Here is a 17,958-nt window from a genome sequence, read left to right as displayed (position 1 = left end):
GAGTAGGTGAATGCGAGTCCCTACTCGCCGGTGACCCCATCCGCGAGCTCGCGGACCACGTCGAGGTGGCCGGCGTGCCGCGCGTACTCCTGCAGCACGTGGAAGAGGATCCAGTTCACCGTCGGCCGTACCTCGCCGAATCGGCCGCCGGTCGCGGCACGGGTGGCGGGATCCACCCCGGTCACCAGGCGCCGGGTGGTCGCGCCACCCTCGTGCAACCGGGCGATCAGCCCGGCCAAAGTATCGTCGGGCCCGATCGACCACCGGCCGTCCGGGTCGCCGCCGGAGTCACCCCACGGCTCGTCGACCTGCTCGGCGGCGAATCCCCAGCGCAGCCAGCGCCGTTCCATGAACACCAAGTGCTTCAGCAGTTCCAGCGGCGACCAGCCCGACGGCAGCCGGCTGGACGTCAGCTCGGCCTCGCTCATCCCGGTCAGCTTGGTCTCGATCACCCCGCGGTAGAAATCCAGGAACCCGAGGTGCAACTCGATCGTGTCGCCGACCTCTTGCGGCGGCGGCTGCGTCACGAGAGGCCTCGCAGAAAGTCCGCGGTCGGTTCGTCGGCCGGGTAGAACGACTCGATCATCAGCTCCGACACGGTGACGTCGAGCGGCGTGCCGAACGTCGCGATCGTGGTGAGCAGCGACAACTCATGTCCCTCGTGCCGGAGATTCATCGGTACGACGACCTCGGCCGGCCCGGGCTGCGCCGGCTTGTCGTCGGCGGCGTACCCGCGCAACTCGTCGTACAGGTCCTGGAGCTCGGGATCCGCCGTGCTGGAGACCTGGCGCTGCAGGCCGGCGAGGGCGGCCGCGCGGACCTCGGCGAGGTTGGTCAGCCGGCGGGCAAGGCCGTCCGGGTGCAGGGTGAGCCGGAGCGCGTTGATCGGTGCCTTGAGCAACTGTTCGTCGACGTCGGTGGTGAAGATCGCGATCCCGGCGTTGTGCTCGACGATGTTCCACCAGCGGTCCACCACGAGCGCCGGGTACGGCTCGTGCGCCTTCAGCAGGCGGCGCAGCGTCGTACGGATCGCGAGCATCGACGGCGAGTGCAGGGAGGCCTCGCTGTAGATCGGCGCGAAGCCACCGGCCAGCAGTAGCTGGTTGCGGTCCCGCAGCGGCACGTCGAGGTGCTCGGCCAGCCGGAGCACCATCTCGCGGCTCGGCTTCGACCGCCCGGTCTCGACGAAGCTCACGTGCCGGGTGGACACCTCGACCCGGTTCGCGAGCTCGAGCTGACTCAGCCGGCGGCGCTCCCGCCAGCCGCGCAGCAGCTCACCCACCGGGCGCTGGAACGTCTCCTCGATCGTCACTGCCATGCTCCGACCGTAACCGGTGGGGTGGTCGCCGCCATTACCTCCGGCGTCATCGACCGGGTACGGCGTCCGGCGGCAGGGTTCTGGTCATCAGCAGATTCCGACTCAGGAGGACACACCATGAGCACCCTGGCCGACCAGTACTTCGCGATGTGGAACGAGGCCGACGCCGACCGCCGGGCCGCGCTGATCGAGGCGAGCTGGGCCACCGACGGGACCTTCGTCGACCCGAGCTTCGAGGCCACCGGCCACGACGAGCTGAACAAGCTGGTCGGCGGCGCCCAGCAGATGTTCCCGGGCCTGGCCTTCGTCCGGATCGGCGAGATCGACGAGCACCACAGCTACCTGCGCTGGACCTGGCACCTGAAGGCCGAGGGGCAGGAGCCGGTCGCGGGCGGCACCGACATCGTGCTGCTGACCGCCGACGGCCGCATCCAGCGGGTCATCGGCTTCCACGACTTCGCCCCCGCGCACTGAACGTCAGAAGGCTGAGACCAGGCGGGCGCAGCGGACGGGGTCCTCGGTGAGGCCGGCCGAGAGACCCCAGAGCCAGTAGTCCACAGCACGGAAGACAACCCAGTCGCGGGCGCGGTCGCGGTCCAGGGCGGCTTCGCGTACGGCGATGTCGAAGTGCGCGACGATGTCGGTCATCTCGTCGAGGCGGGTCCACAGCACCCGGGCGAGGTCGTACGCGATGTCGCCGCGCATCAGCACCGGGTCGACCGTCAGCCAGTCCTCGCGCGTCCCTGCGAGCACCTGGGCGGAATGCAGGTCGCCGTTGACCGCGTGGTCCGACGCGGTCTCGGCGAGCTGCGGCGCGACGGCGAGCGCCTCGCGCAGGATGCCGACGTCGAACGGCCGGCCGTGCTGCTCCCACTCGGCCTCCAACTCCGCCGACCGCCTGGTCACAACGTCGGTGGTGTGTGGCGCGTCCTCGGGCGCTGGTACTGCCAGTCGGCGCATCAGCTGCCCGAGTACGGCGACCGCCTCCTCGACCGGCCTGGTCGTCAACGGCGTCGACAACCGCTCCAGCAACATCGCACCGGCCTCGACGTCGACGTCGTACATCAGGACCATGCCCCGCCCGTCCCACCACCCCAGTGCATGCGCCAGCTCCTCGACCTCACGCCCCGGCGGCGACATCCGCAAGACCCGATCTGCCCCGACCGGCACCACGATCGCGTTCGACCCGTACGCAACCTCCCCACTCACCGCCACCCCCCAAGCCGCACACTGCCGCTCCACCGCCCCCGGCAACCCAGCCAGCCACTCCTCCCCCTCCCGCCACCACCGCGGCATCCCAAGAAACCCCTCAGGCAGCTCGATCACCTGCCCAAGCTAGCCCGGGGCAGATCGGTCTGCCCCTCAATTAGCTCTGTCCGCCCAGCGACCGGCGGACCATGATGTGGGGCATGGGCGGAGATGGGTTGCAGTTCGATACGGGGATTTCGCGGCAGGTGGAGGTGGTGTACACCGCGCCGGACGTGGTGGAGCAGCGGCGGGTGGTTCGGGCGGCGTTGGCGTTGCGGCCGGGGGATCGGGTGCTGGATTTGGGGGTCGGGCCCGGGTTGCTCGCGGCCGAGATGGCGCCGGAGGTGGGGCCGGACGGGCGGATCTGCGGGATCGACATCAGCGACAGCATGCTGGCGATCGCGCAGACGCGGGCCGACGTGCCGGGCGGACCGCGGATCGAGCTCGAGCCGGGGTCGGCGACGAACATCCCGCACCCGGCGGAGAGCTTCGACGTGGTGGTCTCGACCCAGGTCTTCGAGTACGTCGACGACGTCGCCGGCGCGCTGGAGGAGGTACGGCGGGTGCTCCGGCCGGCCGGTCGCGTCGTACTGCTGGACACCGACTGGGACTCGGTGGTGTGGCGGTCGAGCGATGACGCCCGGATGCAGCGGGTGCTGACCGCGTTCGAGGAGCACCTGGTCGACCCACATCTGCCCCGCACGCTGGGCGACGTACTCGAAAAGAGCGGTTTCACGCTCACCCACCTGCAGGTGGTGCCGATGCTGAACGCCGGGTACGACGCGCACACGCTGAGCGCGGGCCTGATCGACATCATCGCCGAGTTCGTGTCCGGGCGGACCGGGGTCGGCGCGGACGAGGCGCGCGCGTGGGCGGACGACCTGCGGGCGCTCGGCAGCAGCTACTTCTTCAGCCTGAACCGGTACCTGTTCGTCGCGTCCGCACTCTGAGCAGAGGTCCGAACTCGGCGGGCGCACCCTGGGGATACGCCCGCCGGGGCCGGTCGTTCTCCCGCCCCTCAGTGGGAGAACTCGCGGCTCGGTGAACACCACCCATGCCCGAATGGCACTGACCGAACCGCGGGACCACCTACAGGTACCCCAACCGGGGGCGGATCATACATACCGGCACGCGGATCTGCGCGGGATCTTCACATTCATCGAACCTTCGCTGCCCGCAAGGACGGGTCCCCCCGACCCCGGGCCCGCCTACGCTGTACGGCGATTCCGTGACCGGGGGAGGCCCACGGGACGTGACCGGGGGAAGGATGAGGCATGTCGCACCTGTTCGACGACGAGTTGACCGACGACGACCTGGACGAGCTGGAGGCGCTCGGCGCCGCGGAGGACGCGGAGCTGATTCTCGCGGCGGTCCCGGCCGAGGAGCCGGCCGATGCCTGAGGCAAGGATCGTCTGGCGGGGCAAGCAGCTGAACAGGCGGACCGCGGCGATGGTCGAGGCCGCGGAGAAGCTCTACAAGTCGAAGTTCGCGATCCTGCAGGGGTCGTACAACGCCGGTGGCGTGACCGCGTCGGCCGGCACCCACGACGGCGGCGGTGCGGTCGACATCGACGTCGCCTCGAAGAGCGCGGCGCAGCGCCAGGCGGTCGTGAAGGCGTTGCGGCAGGTCGGGTTCGCGGCCTGGCTGCGGACGCCGGTGCAGGGCAACTGGCCGTACCACGTGCACGCCATCGCGATCGGCGACAAGGACCTGTCCCGGGGCGCGGCGCACCAGGTGGCGGAGTACCGCCGCAAGCGCAACGGGCTGGCCAACCGGGGCAAGGACGACGGCCCGTCCGGGTACTACGGGATGACCTGGGAGCTGTACCTCAAGGCGCACCCGCCGGCCCAGCCGGTGCCCGACTCGACCATCTCGCTCGGCGCGATGGCGCACGCGCGGACCCACGACGTGATGACCGGCGAGTGGGGCGCGGACCGGGCCCGGGTGATCGCCTGGGCCGCGCACCCGAAGGTCGGCGCGATCACGAAGGCGGAGACGGTGCCGCCGAAGGGCGTGCCGTGGCACCTGCACTTCCAGCGGGTGATCCGCAAGGTGCAGCTGCACTTCGAGCTCGAGGTCACCGGGGTCTTCAACTCCGCGGTCGCCGCGGTGATGACGCGGTACGGCTACAAGATCGTCGCCTGACCCGGACCGCCAGGCCATCACAATCGCCCCGATCCGCGCCGCGCACGCTCGCCGGCCGGACCGGAGCACGGTTGTGATGGGCTGGCGGTCCCAACCAACGGCAAGGCCCCACCGGTAGCAGCCGGTGGGGCCTTGGCTGGTCCACTACCGCCCGGGCATCCCCGGTGCAGCTGTGGAGGTGGAGAGCGGAACCGACGCCGATGCAGGGGTCAAGACGTCAGCTCCGCTTGCCTGTGTGGAGTTATCTCGTGTCGACCGCCCAGACGTGCGCCTGGTGGAACTCGAGGTGCTGCCGCATGGCCGCCGGGGCGCCGACCGAGCCGAGGTGGTTCATCGTCGGTACGATGACGGCGCGGACCTCGGTCCGCTTCACCTCCTCGAGCAGTGCGTGGAAGGCCGCGGACTCGGCCGCGTCGCGCTCGGTGTACACGGTGCCGAGGGTGAACCCCTCGGCGCTGGCGAAGGCGGCGAGAGAATCCGTCGCCGCGGCCAGCTCCTCCGCGCAGCTGAGCGCGTCGGCCCGGACGTACCCGAGCACCGTCGGCCGGGTGGTCATCGTCCCGGCTCCGCGGTGCTGTCCACCAGCACGGGCTCGCTTGTCACCCGGAGGGAGGCGAACCGCCGCCGCATGGCTTCCTCGTACTGCGCTGCCTGGTCCGCTGTGGCGGTGTGGTCCGCGATCGGGTGAGCGCCGAACCAGACCCGCACGCGGCGGTGCGAGGCGGGGGTCTCGAGCGTCTCGGTCATCAGCGATCCCTTTGGCAGTCTCGGTCGGCGCCCCGGACGGCTTTGTCCGGTGCTGTGAAAAGAACACAACACCCGCAGGCCCCTCCGGAACAGTTCCGAAGGGACCTTTACAGACACCTAACGCAGAGTAGGGAAACCCTACGAACTCCCTGGTCAGAGCGGGTGCAGCGGACTGGACTGGACCACTGAAAATGTCCTGTCAAGAAGGTTTGCAGGAATTTGCCAATAACGATTCGGCAGCGCCGCTTTTTCGATCGGAACCGAAATGTATGACGTCCTGCTAACCGTTTGCGCTCACCTGCTTACGTACCGGTATCGAAATCACGATTCCGAGCACGGCTGCCGCCAGCGGCACGATCAGCCCGTTGCGGAATCCGTCCACCGTGAGCTCGTCCGCGGCGGTCAGTACGGCGGCCACGACCGCCAGCCCGAGCGCCGACCCGAACTGGAACGATGTCGTCAGCACGCCGCTCGCCAGCCCTTGCTCGTCCTCCGACACCCGCTCGGTCGCCGCGATCGTCAACGGCCCATACGCGAGCGCGAACGCGAGCCCGAGCAGCAGGAACGCCGGCAGCATGACCGCAAAGCTCGACCCCAGGGGCAGGAACGCCGCATACGCGATCGCCGCGAGGATGAACCCGCCGAACACCACCCGTCCGTTGCCGAAGCGATTCACCAGCCACGGCGTGAGCGTCGGCGCGAGCACCGAGTCGATACCGATCACCATCAACGCGAGCCCGGTCTCCAGTTCGGACCAGTGCAGCAACTCCTGCAGGTACAACACAGCCACGAACTGGAACCCGACGAACGAGCCGACCAGCAGGATCGCCCCGACGTTGGCCCGGATCAGCGCCGCGTTCCGCAGCAGTCCGAGCCGGATCAGCGGTGTGGCGCATCGCTTCTCGATCGCCACAAAGGCGGCCAGCAGGACCAAGCCGCCGATGCCGGTCGCCAGGGTCTGCGCCGACGACACGTCCGGCGCCCGTACGACGGTTGCCACCACCAGCAGCATGGCGCCGGTCAAGGTGAGGGCCCCAGGGATGTCGAAGCTCTGGCGGGGTTGAGTGGTCGGGGCGTCCCGCGGGAGCAGGGCGATCGCCCCGGCCAGGATCGCCGCCGACACGATCACGGGCGCGAAGAACACCCAGCGCCAGTCGATCGCGGTGAGCAGTCCGCCGGTGACCATGCCCAACGAGAATCCGCCGGCCGCGGTACCGGCGTACACGAGGAGGGCCTTGGTGCGCTGCGGTCCCTCGGGGTACGTCGTAGTGATGATGGACAGGCCGGCCGGGGTCATGAAGGCGGCGGCGACGCCGGTGGCGAAGCGGGCCAGGATCAGCACCCAGCCCTCGGTGGCGAACCCGCCGAGGCCGCTGAACAGCAGGAACACGACCAGCCAGCCGACGAACATCCGGCGTCGGCCGAGCAGGTCCGCGGCCCGGCCGCCGAGCAGCACGAAGCCGCCGTAGCTGAGCGCGTAGGCGCTGACGATCCACTGCAGTTCGCCGGTGGCCAGGCCGAGCTCGGCCCGGATGGACGGCAGCGCGACGCCCATCATCGAGACGTCGATGCCTTCGAGGAAGATCGCGCCGCAGAGCACGAACAGAACGGCCCAGGCGCGGCCGGTGAGCCGCTCCTGGGTGACGGTTGACGACACGAAGACTCCTTAGAGATGTCGGTTACCTCTTGTAACTGACCCCATCATCAGGAACTATGAGGAGTTGTGGAAGAAGGCACTTCAAAGGAACTGAGTCACTCCTGCTGCACCGAGGAGGCGTTCCAGTGGGACACCCGCGAGGACTGTGACGTCCGGCAGATCCTGGACCGGATCGGCGACAAGTGGTCCCTGCTGGTGATCGCGCTGCTGGACACCGAGTCGATGCGGTTCACCGAGCTGAAGAAGACCATCGACGGGATCAGCCAGCGGATGCTCACCGTGACCCTGCGTCAGCTCGAGCGCGACGGCCTGGTCAGCCGGACCGTGTACCCGGTCGTGCCGCCGCGGGTCGACTACGAGCTCACCCCGCTCGGCGTCACCCTGCACGCCACCATCCAGTCCCTGGTCACCTGGACCGAGACCCACCAGTCCGAGATCGCGGCCGCCCGGGCCAGGTACGACGCGGCAGCGGCGTCCGTGTGAAGTTCGCCGGATGACCCGGTACGGCGACCAGCGTCAGACCCCCCGCGAGGACGGCGAACCCCGCGAGCACGTTGAGCGTCAGGGGTAGCTCGAGGGCCAACGTCAACGCGGGGGCGGCAAGCGCGCCGACGAGAAGGGCGAGCGAGTCGGCCGCGAAGAAGAGTGCCCCGACGCGGCCCAGCATGCCGGCCGGCGCGGTCCGCTGGATGGCGGTCTCGGCCGTGATCAGCAGGATGCTGCCGGGGAGGCCGATGAGGGCCGCGGCGGCGATCGCCCAGGGGACGCTCGGCGAGTTGAAGAGGGCGAAGTAACCTGCTGCGTTGGCGAGCTGGGTGACGACGAGCAGGTCGCGAATCCTCAAGCAGGTCAGGGCTTTTGTGCTCAGCGCTGCACCGATCAGGTAGCCGGCGCCGAGGCCGGAGATCAGGTAGCCGAGTGCGTATCCGGGGGCGTGCAGGCGGTCGACGGTGAACGGGACGAGCAGTGCGGTCAGGCCGGCGTTCGCGGTCAGGAAGACCGTTTGGCCGAGCAGGACTCCGCGCAGAGCCCGGTGTCCGGCGACGTACCGGAAGCCGGCCAGTGGGCTGTCGAATCGTTCCGTTGTCGCGTGCCGGCGGGTGCGGACGGTCGCGATGATTGCCGCGGACAACAAATAGCTGACGATATCGACGGCGAGCACGAACCTGATGCCGGGACCGGCCAGGAGGAGCGCGCCGAGTGGTGGTGCGGCGAGCCGGATTGCGCTTCCGGTGAAGGCGTTCAGCGAGTTCGCCGCCGCCAGATCGTTGCCGGTGCCAACGACTGCGGGCAGCAGTGCCCGGGAGGCCGGGCGGAAGACCGTGGTCGCGGTACTCTCGATCAGGATGGCGAGGTAGATCGGCCAGATCCGCTCCGTGTCGGCGAACAGGATCAGCGCGACCGCGGCGGCGCTGACCAGGTCGGCGATCCACATCGCCCGGACCAGGTCGCACCGGTCGAGCAGGACGCCGGCCCATGGCCCGATGAGCAAGGCCGGAAGCGCCTCCAGGGCCAGCGCCAGCCCGGTCGCGACCGGGGAACCGGTCAGGTCGAAGACGTAGAAGGGGATCGCGACGATCAGCAGCCAGGACCCGATCCCGGAGATGCCGTTGCCGATCCACAGCCGGCGGAAGTCGCGGTTCCTCACGATCCGCAAGCTATCTTGAGGAGATAGTTCTTGGCAATAGTGTTCTGTGGGAATAGGCTATTTGCTGTGGAACTAGGTGAAGTACTGCGCGAGCGCCGCAAGGCCGCCGGTCGCACAATCGCGTCGGTCGCCGTCGACGCCGGACTGTCCGTGCCGTACATCGCCAACCTCGAGAACGGCCGCGGCAACCCGACAGTCTCCGCCCTCGACCGCCTCGCCACGGCCCTCGGCGCCCGGCTCGAGGTGCGCATCGGACCCGACGAACCGGCCCCGTCAACCTCGATCGGCGCGGACCTCTTGGCGGCGTCTCCTCGAGCCGCGCACGTGGTCGCGGCTGTCGCGGCCGGCCAGTCCCGGCCGCGCGCCGCGGTCCGGGCCGGTCTGATCGCGACCCTCGACTCGCTGGCCGTCGTACTGGGTCGCTCACCCTCGACCGCCGACGTCGACCGCCTCCTCGACCTGCTGCTGCTCGCCGATCGGGATAAGCAGTCGAGTGGTGTGGTGCGCGAGCCGTAGGGTCCGAGCATGGAGATCGGTGCGCGGATTGCCGCGGCTCAGTTGGCCGGATCGTCGAGGTCGAAGCGTCAGGTGGTGGCCGGGCCCTTGGTGGGGCTGCTGCACGACGACGATGCCTGGTACCTGTCCGCGATGCTCGCGGCCGAACCCGGCAAGGCGTTCGACCCGGACGAGGTCCCGTGGGCGATCGCGACCATCCGTCAGGCATTCGCGGCCGAAGGCCGCTGGCTGAGTGCCGAGCTCGTCGACGAGGCCAACCCGGGGCTGGCCGAGGCCCTGGAGGCCCAGGGGATGACGATCGTCTCCCGTCCGCCGCTGCTCGTGGTCGAGCCGGCTGACCTGCGACTTCCGGAGCTCCCGGACGGTGTCACGGTCGAGGTGACGGCGACCGACGAGGCGCAGGCCGAGGCGAACGCGGTCTCGGCCGACGCCTACGACATGCCCGGTGCCGACTTCGGCCGGCACTCCGACCCGGTCAACGGCGGTTGTGTCCTCGTCCGCGTCGACGGTGTTGCCGCCGCGAGTGCCTCCTGGACCGCAGTCGCGGACGGCGTCACCGAGGTCGCGGGCGTCGGCACCATCCACACCCACCGCCGCCGCGGCCTCGGCGCAATCGCCACGGCCTACGCGACCCACTACGCCTTCACCCTCGCCGGCGCCACTCTCGCCTGGCTCACCCCCGGCGACGACGGCGCCGACCGGATCTACCGCCGCCTCGGCTACGCCCCCAAAGCCACCGCCGTCCACCTGGGCGACCCCGGCGGCCACCTGGCCGACCTCCGCTGACCTACCTCCCACGGGCTTCCAGCTCCAGCACCGACCTTTCAGTTCTCGCGCAGCGGCCGGTAGCTCAGTAGGACGATGCCGGAGTCGAAGGCTTGTTTGGCTGTCAGTTGCAGGGACTGCCGTGTGCCGTCCGGGAAGAGACGGCGGCCGGTGGCGACCACGGTCGGGTAGACGAACAGCCTGTACTCGTCGACGAGGTCCGCTGCGATGAGCGCGTGCGCGAGGCTGATGCTGCCGGTGCAGACGATGTCCCGGCCCGGCTCGGCCTTGATCCGCCGTACGTCGTCCAGGTCGCGCAGGATCGTGGTCGGCTCCCAGCCGGGATCCTGCAGCGTGGTCGAGACGACGTACTTGTGCACCTGGTTCAGGTAAGCGGTGACCCCGGTCGTGTCGTCGGTCTGCCGCGGCCAGAACTCCCGCATCGACTCGAACGTCAGCCGCCCGGTCAGGAACCCGTCCGCCCGCGCCGCCTGCTCGTTCAGCACGTCGAGCAGGTCCTGCCCGCCGCCGCCCGGGTCGAACCAGTCACCCGCCTCGACGACGCCGTCCACGGTGATGTTCTGGGTGACGACCAAGTCCCGCATCAGCACTCCTCCTCAGGGCGAGTTTCGGCTGGTACGTCGGACCCGACCGCCACCCGTCGACATCAACGGACGGTGAAGCCCGCCTTCCGGAACGCGTCGGCGAGCGAGGTCTCGTCCATCGGCGTCTCCGGCTGCGAGCCGCCCCGGCCACCTTGACCGCCCGGCCCACGCCCGCCACGGCCCTGACCACCGGAACCCCGGCCGCCCTGACCGCCTTGACCTCCCGGTCCGCGACCGCCTTGACCGCCGGGCCCGCGACCGCCCTGGCCCCGGCCGCCTTGGCCCCGGCCGCCTTGGTTGCCCTGGTTGCCCTGGTTGCCGCCGCGCGCACCGCGGTCGCCCGGCCGTCCGCCCGGGCCGGCGCCGGGCTCGTCGTCGAGCCGCAGCGTCAGCGAGATCCGGTTCCGGGGGATGTCGACCTCGAGCACCTTCACCTTGACGATGTCACCGGGCTTGACGACCTCGCGCGGGTCCTTGACGAAGTTCTTCGACAGCGCCGACACGTGCGCCAGCCCGTCCTGGTGGACGCCGATGTCGATGAACGCCCCGAACGCGGCGACGTTGGTGACCTGGCCCTCCAGCCGCATCCCCGGCTTGAGGTCGGCGATCTTGTCTACACCCTCCGCGAACACCGCGGTCTTGAACGCGGGCCGCGGGTCCCGACCTGGCTTCTCAAGCTCGGCCAGGATGTCGGTGACGGTCGGCAGGCCGAACATGTCGTCGACGAAGTCCGCCGCCTTGAGCCGCTTCAGCTCCGCCGACCCGATCAGCGCCTTCAGGTCCGAGCCGGTCGCGTCCAGGATCCGGCGGACCACCGGGTAGGCCTCCGGGTGCACGCTGGACGCATCCAGCGGGTCGTCGCCGTCGGGGATCCGGAGGAAGCCGGCCGCCTGCTCGAACGCCTTCGGCCCGAGCCGCGGCACCTCCTTCAGCGCCGTGCGGGACTTGAACGGGCCGTTGACGTCGCGGTGCTGGACGATGTTGTCGGCCAGCCCCTGCGTGATCCCGGAGACCCGGGTCAGCAGTGGCGCGGACGCCGTGTTGAGGTCGACGCCGACCGCGTTCACACAGTCCTCGACGACGGCGTCGAGCGAGCGGGACAAGGCGTTCTCGGCGAGGTCGTGCTGGTACTGGCCGACGCCGATCGACTTCGGGTCGATCTTCACCAGCTCGGCCAGCGGGTCCTGCAGCCGACGGGCGATCGAGACCGCGCCGCGCAGCGACACGTCCATCCCGGGCAGCTCCTGCGAGGCGAACGCGGACGCCGAGTACACCGACGCGCCGGCCTCGGAGACGACCGCCTTGGTCAGCTTCAGCTCGGGGTGCTTGGCGATCAGCTCGGCGGCCAGCTTGTCGGTCTCGCGCGACGCCGTCCCGTTGCCGATGGCAATCAGCTCGACATTGTGCGCGGCGGCGAGCGCGGCCAGGGTGGCGATCGACTTGTCCCACTGGTTCTGCGGGACGTGCGGGTAGATGACGCCGGTGTTGACCACCTTGCCGGTCGCGTCCACCACGGCGACCTTCACGCCGGTCCGGAAGCCCGGGTCCAGGCCCATCGTCGCCCGGGTGCCGGCCGGGGCCGCCAGCAGCAGGTCGCGCAGGTTGGCCGCGAACACCCGGATCGCCTCGTCCTCGGCGACCTGCCGCAGCCGCATCCGCAGGTCGATGCCCAGGTGCACCAGGATCTTCGTCCGCCAGGCCCAGCGGACCGTCTCGACCAGCCACTTGTCCGCGGCGCGGCCCTGGTTCTCGATGCCGTGGGCGCGGGCGATCGTCGTCTCGTACTCGGTCGGGCCGTCGGGCTCGACGCCGGCCGGGAGTGGCTCGACGGTCAGCGTGAGCACGTCCTCCTTCTCGCCGCGGAACATCGCGAGGATCCGGTGCGAGGGCATCTTGGTGAACGGCTCGTCGAAGTCGAAGTAGTCCGAGAACTTCGCGCCGTCGGTCTCCTTGCCCTCCCGGACCGCCGAGGCGAGCCGGCCCTGCGTCCACAGCCGCTCCCGCAGCTCGCCGATCAGGTCGGCGTTCTCCGCGAAGCGCTCGACCAGGATCGCCCGCGCGCCGTCCAGCGCCGCCTGCGGGTCGGCGACCCCGGCCTCGGCGTTGACGAACACCGCGGCGGCCGCGAACGGCTCGACGTCCGGGTCGGCGAGCAGCCCGTCGGCGAGCGGCTCGAGCCCGGCCTCGCGGGCGATCATCGCCTTGGTCCGGCGTTTCGGCTTGAACGGAAGGTAGATGTCCTCGAGCCGCGACTTGGTGTCGGCGGCAAGGATCTGCTCCTTCAGCGCGTCGTCCAGCTTGCCCTGGCTCTCGATCGACTCGAGCACCGTCTGCCGGCGCTCCTCCAGCTCGCGGAGGTACCGCAGGCGTTCCTCGAGCGTGCGCAGCTGCGCGTCGTCGAGCATCCCGGTGACCTCTTTGCGGTACCGCGCGATGAACGGAACCGTCGACCCCTCGTCGAGCAGCGCCACCGCTGCCCGCACCTGGTTCTCGCCGACCTCCAGCTCGCTGGCGATCCGCTGCTCGACCGACTGCACCACCACTGTCCGATTCCCCTCTACCGACAACCTGCCCGGGCGACCCGCACCCGCGTGGCCCATATCCTTCCCCATTCCACCCCCCACCCCGAAACCCGATACCCCACCCTGTGGACATCTTCCGTGCAATGATCACGCCACGGCCTGGGGAGGCACACATGGCGCAGTTCGACACGGCGGTACGCCGATGAGCCGGGAGTACGAGTCCCGGGGTCGGTGGCCGACGTGGATCGCGCTGCCCGCAGTCGTCCTGATCGTGCTCGGCGCCCTGGTGCTGATCGACGTCTCGTCCCGGCAGCGACTGAGCCGCGAGCTGCTCGACAACGGGATCGAGACGGTGGCCGACTCCGTCCAGGTCGAGGTCACCGGTGGCGCCGGCCGGCCGGCGATCAGCGAGGTGCGCGTCGACTTCACGGCCGGTGGCGTGGACCGGATCCGGACCACCCTCGACCACATCGAGAGCGATCGGCAGGGCATGGCGGAAGGTGTTCAGACGCCCGCCGCCGGCACTCGGTACGCCTCGCCGCTGCACATCGTCTACCGGCAGTCCGAACCCACGAAGGCGCTGGCCCTCGTCGACGCGCAGAAGTGGGTCGCGGACAAGAACACCTCGCGCCTTGGCCTCGGCCTGGTCGGTAGCGGGTTGGCTCTCCTTCTGCTGGCCATGTTGTTGCTGACCATCGGCGCTCGCCGCCGCGGTCTGGCTTGGTGGCAGTGGTACGCGGAAACCCACGCCAGGCACCGCAAATAGACGACCTCCCCACACGCTGGGTGCGGGGAGGTCGCCGTACACGTCAGGCTGCTTCCAGAGCCAGTTCCTCGGGAGCCGCCTCAACCGGCTGCTTGGCCGGGCGCATCAGGGTGCAGGCGATGACCACCGCGGCGGCCACGATGACGCCCGCGATCGCGAAGGACAGGTGGTAGCCGGAGGTCAGCGCGTCCAGCGGAGCCTTGCCCGCGGCCTCCAGGCCGGCGGTGCGGGTGGCGGACAGCGTGGCCAGGACCGCCAGGCCCAGGGCAGCGCCGACCTGCGCCGTGGTGCCGATCAGGCCGGAGGCCAGACCCGCGTCCTCGGGCTTCACGTCCGCCATCGACAGCCCCATCAGTGCCGGGAAGCAGATACCGGCGCCCAGCCCCAGCAGAACCAGCACGGGCAGCACGTGGACGACGTAGTTGCCACCGACCGGCGCCTGGGTGAACAGGGCCAGCCCAGCCACGATCAGCACCAGTCCGACGATCAGCGGCCGGCGCGGACCGAACCGCATCACCAGCTTGTCCGAGAACTTCACCGACAGCAGGCCCATCACCACGGTCGTCGGCAGGAACGCCAGGCCGATCTCCAGAGCGTCGTACCCGAGCACCCGCTGCAGGTAGAGCGAGCCCAGGAAGAAGATGCCGAACATCCCGGAGCCGGTCAGTGCCTGGACCAGGTTCGCGCCGGTCAGGTTGCGGGAGCGGAAGATCCGCAGCGGCACCAGCGGGTTCGCGGCGGTCGCCTCGCGGACGATGAACGCGGCCAGCAGGACGACGGTGACCAGGCCGAGCACGAGCGTCCGCGGTGCGGTCCAGCCTTCCTCGGCGGCCGGCTTGACGATGGTGAAGACGCCGACCATCAGCGCCGCGGTGATCAGTACGGCGCCCGGCACGTCGGTGCCGCGGCCCAGCCCCAGCCCCTTGTCCTTGCCGATCAGACGGACAGCCAGTACGGCGGTCAGCGCGCCGATCGGCAGGTTGACGAAGAAGATCCAGTGCCAGTTGATCGCCTGGGTCAGGACGCCGCCGGCGAGCAGGCCGATCGAGCCACCGGCCGAGGCGACGAAGGCGTAGACGCCGATCGCCTTGGCCTGCTCGCGCGGCTCGGGGAACAGGGTCACGATCATGCCCAGGATCACCGCGGAGGTCAGCGCGCCGCCGACACCCTGGACGAACCGGGCGATCACCAGCACCTCCTGGCTCTGCGCGAGCCCGCACAGCACCGAGGCGGCGGTGAAGACGATCAGTCCGCCGACGAACACGTTCCGGCGGCCGAGCAGGTCGCCGAGCCGGCCGGCCAGCAGCAGCAGGCCGCCGAAGGCGATCAGATAGGCGTTCACCACCCATGCGAGCGAGGAGCTGGTGAAGCCGAGGTCGTCCTGGATGGCCGGCAGGGCCACGTTCACCACCGTGACGTCGAGCACGATCATCAACATGCCCGCGCACAGTGTGTAGAGGGCCAGCCAGCGCGAGCGGCCGCCCTGCGCGGCCGGCGTCGTCGCCAGGGGTTCGGTCGTCGCGTACATTTCCGGTTCTCTCCTTGGTCCGAAGGGGCCTTACACCCTTACGTCGGACCAGGAGGGCTCAGATTGACACGTCCGCCGAAGTTTTTCTGGCCGGCCTCGACATCCAGTAGGCGATCAGCGCCGGAACCAGGCCGGATCCGACCACGAACAGCGTCACGACCTGCGACACCAGCGCGAACCAGGTGAACAGCGCGACCACCCCACCGGCGACCGGCAGCGACCGGCGGAGCAGGAACAGGTTCGCGGACCGGAACAGACTCTTCGTGGTCGTCTCGTCACCGGCCGCGGGCAGGACGGCGAGCGCGCTCAGGTAGAGGCCGACGATCATCCCGGTCAGCGGGATCAGCACCACCAGCGCGAGGATCCGCACCACGCCGTCGCTGTACGCCCAGAACGCCAGGCCGAAGGCGAGCGCGATGCCGCCGAAGTACAGCCCCAGCCCGAGCAGCCAGAACCGCCGGAACGCCCAGCGGAACTGCTGGAAGAACCGCTTCAGCAGCGCCGGCCGGTCCTGGCTGATCGCGTCCGGGACCACCCGCTGCATCGCGAACGCGGCCGGGAACAGCGTGACGATGCCGACGCTCAGGACCAGGAAGACCAGCTGCAGCACGAGCAGGTCGCCGATCATCGTCAGCTTCGCCAGGACGGCGTTGGTCCGGCCGGCACCTTCCACTGATTGCCTCCTCGTTCCGCGCGGGCTGCGTTGATCGTATGATCACGTTCAATCACGCGCCAGATCACTGCACGGGATCACTGGGACACCGCAAGGGGACTGCATGCTTGCACCGGAGCGCCACGAGCTGATCCTGCGGAGCCTGCGGCGGCACGGCCGGCTCCGGGTGGCCGAGCTGGCCGCCGAGCTCGGCGTCTCCGCGATCACAGTACGCCGGGACCTCGCGGAGCTGGACTCCGCCGGCCTGCTCCGCCGGGTGCACGGTGGCGCGATCGGGGCCAGCCCGGAGGGACGGGCCGGCCACGGCAGCCAGCTCACCATCGGCATCGTCGTACCGAGTGCGGCGTCGTACTACTCCGACGTGATCCGCGGCGCCGAGGCGATGGCCGACCGGTACGGCGCCCGCCTGGTGCTCGGGGTCTCCGGGTACGACGCCGACAAGGAGCGCGAGCGGATCGACCGGGTGCTCGGGGTCGGGGTGGCGGGGCTGCTGATCAGCACCGCGCTCGGTGACGGCGACGCCGACCGGCTCGGCTCCCGGTTGGACGAGATCGACGTGCCGGTCGTGCTGATGGAGCGGGCGTTCGGGTTCCCGCAGATGGCACGGGAGTACGACCATGTCCGCACCGACCACGCGTACGGCGCCATGCTCGCGCTGCGGCACTTCGTGAACCTCGGGCACCGGCGGGTCGCGATCAACCTGCAGGCCACCGTGACGGCGCACTGGCTGCGGCGCGGGATCGAGGCGGCCGCGTCCACGCTGGACGTCGAGCTGTTCCTGTCTCCGGTCGACCTGCCGGCGCACGGCGAGGATCCGGCCGCGGTGGCGCAGCTCGACGCGTTCCTGGCCGAGTGTGAGTCGTTCGGCAGCCGGGCGGTGCTGGTGCACTCCGACGAGCACGGCGCACGGCTGGTCGAGCGGGCGATGGAGCGTGGTCTGCGGGTGCCCGAGGACCTGGCCGTCATCGCGTACAACGACGTGACGGCTGCGCTGGCCGTCGTACCGCTGACTGCTGTCTGCCCGCCCAAGTTCGCCCTCGGGGAGATGGCCTGCGAGCTGTTGTTGCGCAAACTGCAGACCGGTCCGGGCCCGGTGCAGCACCTCAGCCTGCTGCCGGACCTCAACATCCGGACGTCCTGTGGGGCGGCCCGCAGCGTGGAACCGGGCATCGCTTTGTTCCGGAACTGATCGATAGTGATCATTCGAGCGTTCAGGTATTGACGAGGAAAGCCCTTTCCCATACTTTCGCTGCACTTGGGCAAAACCCAGGCTCGGCAGCGAAGGAGCTCCCCTGTGAGACGTGGTGTGGGACTGACCGTGCTGGCGGCCGCGCTCAGCGTGCTGGTCAGCAGTTGTGGCAACGGGGTGATCGACAAGAGCACGGACGGCGTCCCGCCGGCCGAGGCCACCGGGACGTTACGGGTGCTGATCCCGTCCTTCCCGCCCAGTACCCAGGGCCGGGAGGAGTTCCAGAAGGTCGTCGACGACTTCCAGAAGACCTATCCGAAGATGAAGGTCGAGCCGGACTTCGCGACGTACACGAACCTGAACGAGAAGCTGTCCACCTCGATCGCGGCCGGTATCCCGTACGACGTGATCGTCACCGGTGTCGGCTGGGTCCAGCCGTTCGCCTCGAAGCGGATCTTCGCCGACCTGGGCAAGTACGGCGTCACGCCGGACGTGATCCGGGAGAAGAGCGTGGCCGCGCTGATCCCGGCGGCGACGTACGACAACAAGCTGTTCGCCTACCCGCTGCTCGCCGACGCCCGCGCGGTCGCGCTGCGCAAGAGCGCGTTCAAGGAGGCCGGCCTGGACCCGG

At 69.8% G+C, this 17,958-nt stretch carries 21 protein-coding genes; 10 read left to right on the top strand and 11 right to left on the bottom strand.

Going from position 1 to position 17,958, the window contains the following annotated elements; genetic code table 11:
- Positions 1 to 20: 20 nt before the first annotated feature.
- Together ACWCOV_RS07610 and ACWCOV_RS07605 are read right to left on the bottom strand one after the other, a co-directional pair.
- Positions 21 to 527 carry a DinB family protein gene (locus ACWCOV_RS07610; RefSeq protein ID WP_449828420.1) on the bottom strand — a complete coding sequence of 169 codons (507 nt, stop codon included), beginning with the start codon at positions 525 to 527 and terminating at the stop codon, positions 21 to 23.
- Positions 524 to 1,318 carry a helix-turn-helix domain-containing protein gene (locus ACWCOV_RS07605; protein WP_449828419.1) on the bottom strand — a complete coding sequence of 265 codons (795 nt, stop codon included), beginning with the start codon at positions 1,316 to 1,318 and terminating at the stop codon, positions 524 to 526. The genes ACWCOV_RS07610 and ACWCOV_RS07605 overlap by 4 nt, the downstream gene beginning before the upstream one ends.
- Before the next feature lie 117 nt (positions 1,319 to 1,435).
- Here ACWCOV_RS07605 and ACWCOV_RS07600 point away from each other — a divergent pair, with 117 nt between their 5' ends.
- Positions 1,436 to 1,792: a nuclear transport factor 2 family protein gene (locus ACWCOV_RS07600; RefSeq protein WP_449828418.1), complete on the top strand. Its 357-nt coding sequence runs from the start codon at positions 1,436 to 1,438 to the stop codon at positions 1,790 to 1,792.
- A gap of 3 nt (positions 1,793 to 1,795) precedes the next feature.
- Here ACWCOV_RS07600 and ACWCOV_RS07595 read toward each other — a convergent pair whose 3' ends face one another.
- Entirely contained in the window at positions 1,796 to 2,527 is a 732-nt protein-coding gene (locus ACWCOV_RS07595; protein ID WP_449828417.1) for an aminoglycoside phosphotransferase family protein, read from the bottom strand.
- A gap of 254 nt (positions 2,528 to 2,781) precedes the next feature.
- Between ACWCOV_RS07595 and ACWCOV_RS07590 the strand changes: the two genes are divergently transcribed.
- From ACWCOV_RS07590 to ACWCOV_RS07580, 3 genes are all read left to right on the top strand, one after another.
- Complete coding sequence (locus ACWCOV_RS07590) at positions 2,782 to 3,516, top strand: methyltransferase domain-containing protein (protein WP_449828416.1); 735 nt, start codon at positions 2,782 to 2,784, stop codon at positions 3,514 to 3,516.
- A 324-nt stretch (positions 3,517 to 3,840) separates the two neighbouring features.
- A complete protein-coding gene (locus ACWCOV_RS07585) occupies positions 3,841 to 3,966 on the top strand; it encodes a hypothetical protein (RefSeq protein WP_449828415.1) in 126 nt (41 codons plus the stop codon).
- Positions 3,959 to 4,711 carry a hypothetical protein gene (locus ACWCOV_RS07580; RefSeq protein WP_449828414.1) on the top strand — a complete coding sequence of 251 codons (753 nt, stop codon included), beginning with the start codon at positions 3,959 to 3,961 and terminating at the stop codon, positions 4,709 to 4,711. Before ACWCOV_RS07585 ends, ACWCOV_RS07580 begins: the two co-directional genes overlap by 8 nt.
- Positions 4,712 to 4,952: 241 nt before the next feature.
- Here ACWCOV_RS07580 and ACWCOV_RS07575 read toward each other — a convergent pair whose 3' ends face one another.
- From ACWCOV_RS07575 to ACWCOV_RS07565, 3 genes are all read right to left on the bottom strand, one after another.
- Entirely contained in the window at positions 4,953 to 5,267 is a 315-nt protein-coding gene (locus tag ACWCOV_RS07575) for a hypothetical protein (protein WP_449828413.1), read from the bottom strand.
- Entirely contained in the window at positions 5,264 to 5,458 is a 195-nt protein-coding gene (locus ACWCOV_RS07570) for a hypothetical protein (RefSeq protein WP_360519270.1), read from the bottom strand. Before ACWCOV_RS07570 ends, ACWCOV_RS07575 begins: the two co-directional genes overlap by 4 nt.
- A gap of 280 nt (positions 5,459 to 5,738) precedes the next feature.
- Positions 5,739 to 7,115 (bottom strand): MFS transporter, encoded by a 1,377-nt coding sequence (locus tag ACWCOV_RS07565; protein ID WP_449828412.1) that lies wholly within the window; start codon positions 7,113 to 7,115, stop codon positions 5,739 to 5,741.
- A gap of 66 nt (positions 7,116 to 7,181) precedes the next feature.
- Here ACWCOV_RS07565 and ACWCOV_RS07560 point away from each other — a divergent pair, with 66 nt between their 5' ends.
- Positions 7,182 to 7,598: a winged helix-turn-helix transcriptional regulator gene (locus ACWCOV_RS07560; protein ID WP_449828411.1), complete on the top strand. Its 417-nt coding sequence runs from the start codon at positions 7,182 to 7,184 to the stop codon at positions 7,596 to 7,598.
- Here ACWCOV_RS07560 and ACWCOV_RS07555 read toward each other — a convergent pair.
- Positions 7,522 to 8,763 carry an MFS transporter gene (locus tag ACWCOV_RS07555; RefSeq protein ID WP_449828410.1) on the bottom strand — a complete coding sequence of 414 codons (1,242 nt, stop codon included), beginning with the start codon at positions 8,761 to 8,763 and terminating at the stop codon, positions 7,522 to 7,524. The genes ACWCOV_RS07560 and ACWCOV_RS07555 overlap by 77 nt on opposite strands.
- A 66-nt stretch (positions 8,764 to 8,829) precedes the next feature.
- Between ACWCOV_RS07555 and ACWCOV_RS07550 the strand changes: the two genes are divergently transcribed.
- Positions 8,830 to 9,279, top strand: a complete 450-nt coding sequence (locus ACWCOV_RS07550; protein ID WP_449828409.1) for a helix-turn-helix domain-containing protein — start codon at positions 8,830 to 8,832, stop codon at positions 9,277 to 9,279.
- Positions 9,280 to 9,288: 9 nt separating this feature from the next.
- Positions 9,289 to 10,065, top strand: a complete 777-nt coding sequence (locus ACWCOV_RS07545; protein WP_449828408.1) for a GNAT family N-acetyltransferase — start codon at positions 9,289 to 9,291, stop codon at positions 10,063 to 10,065.
- A 38-nt stretch (positions 10,066 to 10,103) separates the two neighbouring features.
- Here ACWCOV_RS07545 and ACWCOV_RS07540 read toward each other — a convergent pair whose 3' ends face one another.
- Both ACWCOV_RS07540 and ACWCOV_RS07535 read right to left on the bottom strand, forming a co-directional pair.
- On the bottom strand, positions 10,104 to 10,649 hold the full coding sequence (locus tag ACWCOV_RS07540) for a dihydrofolate reductase family protein (protein ID WP_449828407.1): 546 nt from the start codon (positions 10,647 to 10,649) through the stop codon (positions 10,104 to 10,106).
- A 62-nt stretch (positions 10,650 to 10,711) separates the two neighbouring features.
- Complete coding sequence (locus ACWCOV_RS07535; protein ID WP_449828406.1) at positions 10,712 to 13,192, bottom strand: Tex family protein; 2,481 nt, start codon at positions 13,190 to 13,192, stop codon at positions 10,712 to 10,714.
- Positions 13,193 to 13,373: 181 nt separating this feature from the next.
- Between ACWCOV_RS07535 and ACWCOV_RS07530 the strand changes: the two genes are divergently transcribed.
- The gene (locus ACWCOV_RS07530; RefSeq protein ID WP_449828405.1) at positions 13,374 to 13,937 is read left to right on the top strand and encodes a hypothetical protein; all 564 of its coding nucleotides are present in this window, start codon (positions 13,374 to 13,376) and stop codon (positions 13,935 to 13,937) included.
- A 43-nt stretch (positions 13,938 to 13,980) separates the two neighbouring features.
- On the opposite strand, the gene ACWCOV_RS07525 is transcribed toward ACWCOV_RS07530, so the two are convergent.
- On the bottom strand, positions 13,981 to 15,465 hold the full coding sequence (locus ACWCOV_RS07525) for a DHA2 family efflux MFS transporter permease subunit (RefSeq protein ID WP_449828404.1): 1,485 nt from the start codon (positions 15,463 to 15,465) through the stop codon (positions 13,981 to 13,983).
- A gap of 58 nt (positions 15,466 to 15,523) precedes the next feature.
- A complete protein-coding gene (locus ACWCOV_RS07520) occupies positions 15,524 to 16,138 on the bottom strand; it encodes a DUF624 domain-containing protein (protein WP_449828403.1) in 615 nt (204 codons plus the stop codon).
- Positions 16,139 to 16,241: 103 nt separating this feature from the next.
- Here ACWCOV_RS07520 and ACWCOV_RS07515 point away from each other — a divergent pair, with 103 nt between their 5' ends.
- On the top strand, positions 16,242 to 17,327 hold the full coding sequence (locus ACWCOV_RS07515; RefSeq protein ID WP_449828402.1) for a substrate-binding domain-containing protein: 1,086 nt from the start codon (positions 16,242 to 16,244) through the stop codon (positions 17,325 to 17,327).
- Between the two features lie 105 nt (positions 17,328 to 17,432).
- The coding region (locus ACWCOV_RS07510) for an ABC transporter substrate-binding protein (protein ID WP_449828401.1) at positions 17,433 to 17,958 on the top strand (526 nt) is incomplete at its 3' end.

The organism is Kribbella sp. NPDC002412 (genome assembly GCF_053592935.1).
Note: the sequence above shows the minus strand (reverse complement) of the source record. Positions and strands in the feature narration are given on the sequence as shown.

Coding starts and splice junctions, on each gene's coding strand:
- ACWCOV_RS07540 (WP_449828407.1), bottom strand. CDS start 10,649: ATGCGGGACTTGGTCGTCACCCAGAACATCACCGTGGACGGCGTCGTC.
- ACWCOV_RS07575 (WP_449828413.1), bottom strand. CDS start 5,267: ATGACCACCCGGCCGACGGTGCTCGGGTACGTCCGGGCCGACGCGCTC.
- ACWCOV_RS07515 (WP_449828402.1), top strand. CDS start 16,242: ATGCTTGCACCGGAGCGCCACGAGCTGATCCTGCGGAGCCTGCGGCGG.
- ACWCOV_RS07530 (WP_449828405.1), top strand. CDS start 13,374: ATGAGCCGGGAGTACGAGTCCCGGGGTCGGTGGCCGACGTGGATCGCG.
- ACWCOV_RS07525 (WP_449828404.1), bottom strand. CDS start 15,465: ATGTACGCGACGACCGAACCCCTGGCGACGACGCCGGCCGCGCAGGGC.
- ACWCOV_RS07585 (WP_449828415.1), top strand. CDS start 3,841: ATGTCGCACCTGTTCGACGACGAGTTGACCGACGACGACCTGGACGAG.
- ACWCOV_RS07570 (WP_360519270.1), bottom strand. CDS start 5,458: ATGACCGAGACGCTCGAGACCCCCGCCTCGCACCGCCGCGTGCGGGTC.
- ACWCOV_RS07580 (WP_449828414.1), top strand. CDS start 3,959: ATGCCTGAGGCAAGGATCGTCTGGCGGGGCAAGCAGCTGAACAGGCGG.
- ACWCOV_RS07605 (WP_449828419.1), bottom strand. CDS start 1,318: ATGGCAGTGACGATCGAGGAGACGTTCCAGCGCCCGGTGGGTGAGCTG.
- ACWCOV_RS07600 (WP_449828418.1), top strand. CDS start 1,436: ATGAGCACCCTGGCCGACCAGTACTTCGCGATGTGGAACGAGGCCGAC.
- ACWCOV_RS07545 (WP_449828408.1), top strand. CDS start 9,289: ATGGAGATCGGTGCGCGGATTGCCGCGGCTCAGTTGGCCGGATCGTCG.